The organism is Photorhabdus sp. RW14-46 (genome assembly GCF_963887965.1).
Lineage (GTDB): Bacteria > Pseudomonadota > Gammaproteobacteria > Enterobacterales > Enterobacteriaceae > Photorhabdus > Photorhabdus laumondii.
In genome coordinates, this window is record NZ_CAWPHH010000067.1 from 1 (window position 1) to 6,772 (window position 6,772).

The following is a 6,772-nucleotide window of genomic DNA, read 5'->3' on the forward strand; positions in this document are numbered from 1 at the left end:
CGACGCGGTGTTTACTGTCGCCATTGCCGATGTGCACCATCACATTATTATCCCCGAAAACCAGTGACTTAAAGCCCCCCATACCGACTTTGACGCCCACGTTTGAGGTTCCCCAATTGAGCGCGGTAAATTCGCCATTCCCCACCCCCACCTGAATATTACCCGAGTAACTTAGCCGGTTATTCGAGATATCACTTGAATCGGTCTCAATGTTATTTTGGCGTCTCTCCGGCACTGTGAAAATATCGGTATTATCCACAATGGTATTATCCACAATCGCCCCTCTGACCGGCATCTCCGCATCCGCCATGCCGACACGCGAAAGATGGATATCGCTTTCAGCAATATGACGACGCACGCGCTCTGAACGGGTTTCAAGTTCGCCTTTTTCATTCCAACTCAGGACAACTTTGTTATCAGCCAGCTTATGGATCCATTGACGGTGTTCATCCTCGGTAAATTTACGGCCGGTCACATCAACGGCGACTGCACTACGACGAGCTGAAACCGTGGTGTGAATACCCTGCACCTTTAAAGCCGTAATAAAGCGACGGGCAAAACCATCCCGTTTGTCATCATTTATTAAAGAACAGCCCACAAGACTAATGTGATCAGGTTTGTGCGTTATGCTTTTAGCCAAATTAGCGTCCTGATAAAACTGCGTTAATCTGGTCGCCAGTTCATCAGCGGTATAACCACTCAGACGCATGTTATTTTGCTCTGACGCATCACGGCCATGACCGACAACTTGCCAACGCAACTGACCGGATAATCGGGCAAGATCGCCATAAACCACACGATATTTGCCCTCAGAGTCAAGTTGAACCACTACGCTGGAAACCGGATGTTTACCTGCCAGATTGGCCGCTGCTTTGGCGGCTACAGGGTCATCCTCCATCTGGATAATGATCTGACCATCAAAACGAGTTTCACGACCATCAATTTGCGGTGTCACCGCCGCCATCTGCCAGTCATCAAGGGGTTTGCTAATTTTTTCACCTTGATGATGAGTATCGTCTGTGATAGCAGGTTTTAACGCCTCATCCTTACCAGATAACCCGTCCAGTTCTTCCACCGCGGGGAGATGTTGTGGTTTCACCCAGACATGTTTCCGATAAAGCGCCTCAGTGTCTTTAAACGCATTATCCAACGCCTGACTGACCCAAACTTTGCCTTTCTCACCAACAATATCCACCAAGTCCCGATAATTGACGGTGTAGCTATTCAGTCTCTGCTTACGTTTTCCCTCAGCGGTTGCCTGTAGTGCCTGATAAACCACCAGACTTTCGTTGACAGAATGACCACCATCAAATACCAAAAATGCCAACGTATTGAGATAGCTCTGCCTAGCCGAGAAAGTAGGCTGTTTACGGGCGATATAGTTATTGAGGTGCACCATGACATTGGTCGAACCAGACGCGCCTGTCAACACCGCGTGGCCGTGCGCTAACCCATTACGCTCAAATGTAGTTTCCCGTCCAGGGGTTAAAATCCGCGCCGCGGCAATATTTCTGCCGTACGCAAAATCATTATATTTGTCATTCACAGGCTGGTAGGGCAGCGCCGTGCCATAATCGTTGATCTTCTGCTTTCCGGTTATTTCAACGTCGTACGTGACATCCGCCCCGGCAGTCAGTTGAGTACCGATCGAGCGGACTTCGGTGATAAAATAATGATAAAAAAGATCACTTTCAACCTTCCACTGCGCCTTAACCATCCCCATTTCCTCTGTGATCGCCATTCTTACTGCTAGAAATGGCACCTTAATCACAGCAAAACCATCATCAACCTGAGTCATCATGGTCTTGAAATTGGCAAAAGTCGGTTCGTCCAGAAACGTCATCAATTCAGGCACTCGACTAAACCAGGGGCGAAAGTCCTGATTGATGACCTTGACAAAACTCTCCATCGTTTCAGCAACAATCTTCTCACGCTGGGTGACATCAGGATAACGACCCTCTACCCACTGTTCAAATTGCTCTACCAGAAATTGTCCTGTCTGCCGGGCTGTGGTCATAGCATCCTGTGGCGCTGTTTTCACCAATTCATCGGCCAACTCAGAATCAAAATGGCGGCCAAACAGGTTGTCGATATATTGTCCCGTGGCCTTTTCTTTACGGGCATCCGCCAGTAACTGTTGAGCTAACGTGTGTAATTCAGGATATGTCTGCAACTGGGTAGCGGCATCCTCAAATAGCTTAATGGTTTCCTGTTGTGTGACTTGTCCGCTAAGCCAAAGGTTTTTGGCCCGCTCAACTAACGGCATACCTTCGGGAATCGCTTCCTGTTGCAATCGGCTAACGAAAACGATAAGGCTGTCACTTTCAGTTTTAGGCGCTTCCCGCTCTGCCGCAGAGTTAGTCTGAGTCAATGGCTTGATTTGTAAATCAGTAAGACGATTAATGTCGCTTTGCGCGATGTCGCCTTTCAAGCCCGCCACACGCCCAAACCCATCAAAGGATACCTGTTGGTCAAACTGTGCAACATGGTCAGGTGCCAAACTAATCCCCAGAACCCCGACGGATTCAGCTCTTTTTGCCTGAAGGTAGGCAACCAGTTCCCCCATTTCAAAACGCAGGCTTTTGACTAACCGACCACGCTTGGCAAACTCATGAGGATCATGCTGTTGCCAATGAGCAAGCGCTTGCTCAAGCTGCAACACATGCTGTTCATCAGGTTGTTCGACCGCATTGTTGAAAGCCTCACGTACTCCCTCTAGCGCCTTACTGGGCCGATCGGTATTTATCTGACCAAAATATCTTTTCGTTGAATCAATAAACCGTTTGTCATCCTGACTCAGCAAGAAAGGCTCAAACTCTCTCAGGATGGAAAAATGGGATTTAAGGCTATCTCCACCCGTAATTTGCCCTAATCCTTGCAAATTGATACCCGACATTACAGGTGCTTTTGCGATTAACTTTCTGGGTTGATTTGAGATAGGTTCCACAACCCTAGTGTATGACGTTCCGCTAAACAGAGAAATGACCGAAGCACCGGCATTTTTCGCACGAATTCCCGCGTTGATCTGCAACCGGCTAACAGCTTGTTTCGCACTCGCCAACACCTGCCATTCTTCTTCGGTCAGCCCCTGATAATATCGGTTTCCCGCTTCCGGCATTGATTCTGGATCAATATGGCTGCCAGTTTCTCCCGCCCCTGTTGACTCATAGGCTTTTTCTTCTGACAAGTCGCTGCCACTTGCACCACTGCGAACAGGCTTGGCATTACTCAACTTCGCTCCTTTAGCATCCGCCTGGGTTTGAGCCACTTTACTTTCCGCCGCCGCAATATCACGCTGACCCCGATTTTCTGCATTCTGATACGCGATATTGGCGTTATCCTTCGCCTTTTCCGCCTGCTGCTGTTGCAAAAATGCTTCTTTTTTTCTCTGCTCTGCTTTTAATTGCGCCTCTACACCATCAAGAATGGCCTTATCACGATTTTGTTTACCTTTTTCCGCTCCGGCTGCTGATAGCGCCACGGTATCTTTTACTTTTTGCTGTGTATCAATAGCATCCCGATGTATATCCACCAGCCGTTTTTCTAATGTCGGCTTAATATCATCCAATCGTTTCTGGATGTCCTCAGCGATTCCACTCGCATAGTCGAGATAATGGTTCTCTAACTCACGACTCCCATCAGTTTTGTCTTTAAGTGCTTTAAATTTGTCCGCGAGTAAAGTCAGCTCTTCCGTCACGGCCTGCGCTTCTTCTTTTATCGCAGCACGCTGCACTTGCCCATTCTGGTTAAGCGCTGCCTGATTTGTTGATTCTAATCGGGATTGCGATTTCGCCATCGCGGCCAGTTGCTTCTCTTTTTCTTGTTCTAGAAGCTGGCGATCTTTTTCCGCTTTTTCTTTATCGTTTAATGCATTTTGTGCCGCTTTACCCTGTTTCGCGTGTTCGATAACAGCCTTAGTGAGTCGTGAGCACTTAGATTTAGCAACAATATTATCGAGAATATAACCTGTACCATCATCCTCACCGGTTCCTTTAAACTCAATGCGGTTACTACCTGTTTTTGCTGTTAGCTCCAGTGTTTTATTTTGCCATTTCGCGGCACCGTCAAAAGCCGAGAATACAAGTTCTCCATTCCATAAAACCTCCATGCCACTGTCGGTAAGAGCAGCATGGCGACTATTGGCAAAATCAAAACTCAGTGAAATCACCTCGCCTTCAGACAAGTTTTGCAGATCCTGATAAATCGTGGTGTTTCTCTCCACATCAAGTTCACTGACGCGCTCTCCATATCCCTCTGTTTCAAGGACATAAATACTGGCTGGGTGATATGCTTCAATACCATGAGTGGTCAACCAACCCAATTTACCTTGTTCAAAATCACCATTGATGATCAGATTAACTTCCTGTTCCGAATCATCGCTTTCATTAATATTCAATGAATGATGAATATTTTCGAGATCAGGCGTTTCGGCCGCGGTGACAGAACCAAGCAAACGATTGCTCAAATTTGAACTTACTGGCGCAATTTCATCTATATGGAAACCCTCAATAGCAGAAACTTTCGCTAAATGAATCGCCCCTCTGCCTTTATGAGTGCCCGACGTGTTAGTTTCCTCCCCCTGCACCAGATAGTTGATCGCCTGACTGCCCATCACACCGAGTGCAGTTTGTTTGATATTGTTGAAGAAAGCGGCCAGTTTGTTGCTTTCCGTATTACTCGCGGCAACCGCCAGGCTGTAAAAATCACCCTCACCTATCTTAATCGCCACATTATTGCGCGCATAAGAGGCATTAACCGCTAAACCATGACCCACCTGAATATTGGCGTTACTCTGGCCTTTCATGACCGCCACATTCAGGCCATTGCCCACTTTGGTATTGACGTTATATTTACCCCACGCCACATTAACCGAAATACCCTTACCCACATGGGTGTTAATATTCGCGTCGCCCTGCGTGGCGGTAACATTTAAACCGTTGCCGACTGTCGTGGTCACGTTAGCTTTCCCTTTCGCCACCGTCACCTGCATACCGCCTCCCACTTTGGTGACAATATTGCCTTCGCTCCATAAGGCATTAAAGCTGTCTCCCTGACCTACCTGGGTGATTATGTTGGCCTTGCCTTTCGCCAGCACCACATTACGCCCGTCACCAACTTTAGTGACAACATTGGCTTTGCCCCAGGCACCGGTATAATCGTCACCGTTACCCACATGGGTGATAATGTTGGCATCCCCCTGAACTACCGTGACTTCCCGTCCCATCCCCACTTTAGTTACGAAGTTGGCTTGACCTTTCGTAAAAGCGTAATGGTCGCCATTTCCCACCTGAGTCAGGATATTCGCTTCCCCCCAAGCCGCATTTACGCCGGTACCATGACCAATCTGCGTGATGATATTGGCTTTTCCTTTGGCAAACCCCACCGTTGAGCCTTCTCCAATATGGGTCATCACGTTACCCACATCGGAAACAAGCAGGCCGACTGTAGTACCGTCGCCCACTTTGGTCAGAATATTGCCTTTGCCAAACAGGATACTGGCGGTTACCGCATTGCCGACATGCGTAATAGCGTTCGTGTTCGCCGTGGCAACAACCCCCATAAAATCATTACCCACCTTGGTAACGATATTGGCCTCACCCAATGCTAACGCGCCGGTTAAACCATCCCCCACATGAGTCATTATATTGGCCCGACCAAACATGGCCGCCAGCGTTGTGCCATTACCGACTTTGGTCATGACGTTCAGTTCACCGGCAAACAAACCGATACTGGGGCCATTACCCACATGGGAATAGATATTGGCTTTCCCTATCATTAAAGCGGCTGTCTGGTCGTTACCGACTTTGGTCAGCACATTGGCCCCGCCAATCAGGGCCGCAAAGGTATTGCCCTCCCCGACATGGGTAAAAATATTGGCTTTGCCGATCATCGCCGCCAACGTCATACCATTACCCACTTTCGTGGCGATATTGCCTTCTGCCTGCATCAGCGCAACACTGGTGCCATCCCCAATATGCGTAAACACATTGCCCGCCGCGACCATCAATGCCAGCGCATCACCGTCACCCACTTTGGTAAAGACGTTCACTGCACCGCCCATTAGCGCCCAGACATCCCCTTTGCCGATATGGGTAAACAGGTTGCCAGTACCAGTCAAGGCTGCGATAGATGTCCCCTCCCCAACTTTAGTGAAGATATTGCCTGCCGCAGCCATCACGCCCAGCGTCAAACCGTCGCCGACATGGGTCAACACGTTGCCTATGCCGAACATAATGCCGGTCGAGTCGCCACTCCCGACTTTAGTCAAGATATTCGCGCCACCCAGCATAACGCCCGTGGTATTGCCGTCCCCGATATGCGTAAGGACATTTGCCCCGCCGCCCATGACCGCCTGCGCACGGCCTGTCCCTTTTTTAGTCAGGATACTGGCACCGCCCAACGCTATTGCTGTGGTATTTGACGTTTCAGTCTCCTCACTGAGATGGCTGATAATATTGGCACCGCCAAGCATACCGGCAACCAGACTGCCCGCCCCGAGCTTAGTCAGTGCGTTAGCGCCACCTAACAGTACGGAGGAGATGCTCCCTTTTCCCGCTTGAGTGATAACGTTAAAACCGCCCTTCCCGGACCAGTTTCCATCACCATTACCTATCTGAGTATGCGTGTTATATCCGCCCAGCATCCGCACCCGGCTGCTACCGTTGCCTTTGTGGATTGAGATATTGCCATAAGCCAGCAGATGAGCCAGGTATTGCCCATCCCCGATACGCACAAGAACATTTACCGCGCCACCGGCGTAAACATCCATTTT

Annotated in this window: 1 protein-coding gene; it reads right to left on the minus strand. The window is 49.0% G+C overall.

The window, feature by feature from the left end:
• A partial coding sequence (rtxA, locus tag AACQ38_RS23235; protein ID WP_165579195.1) for an MARTX multifunctional-autoprocessing repeats-in-toxin holotoxin RtxA occupies positions 1–6,772 on the minus strand: 6,772 nt, incomplete at both ends.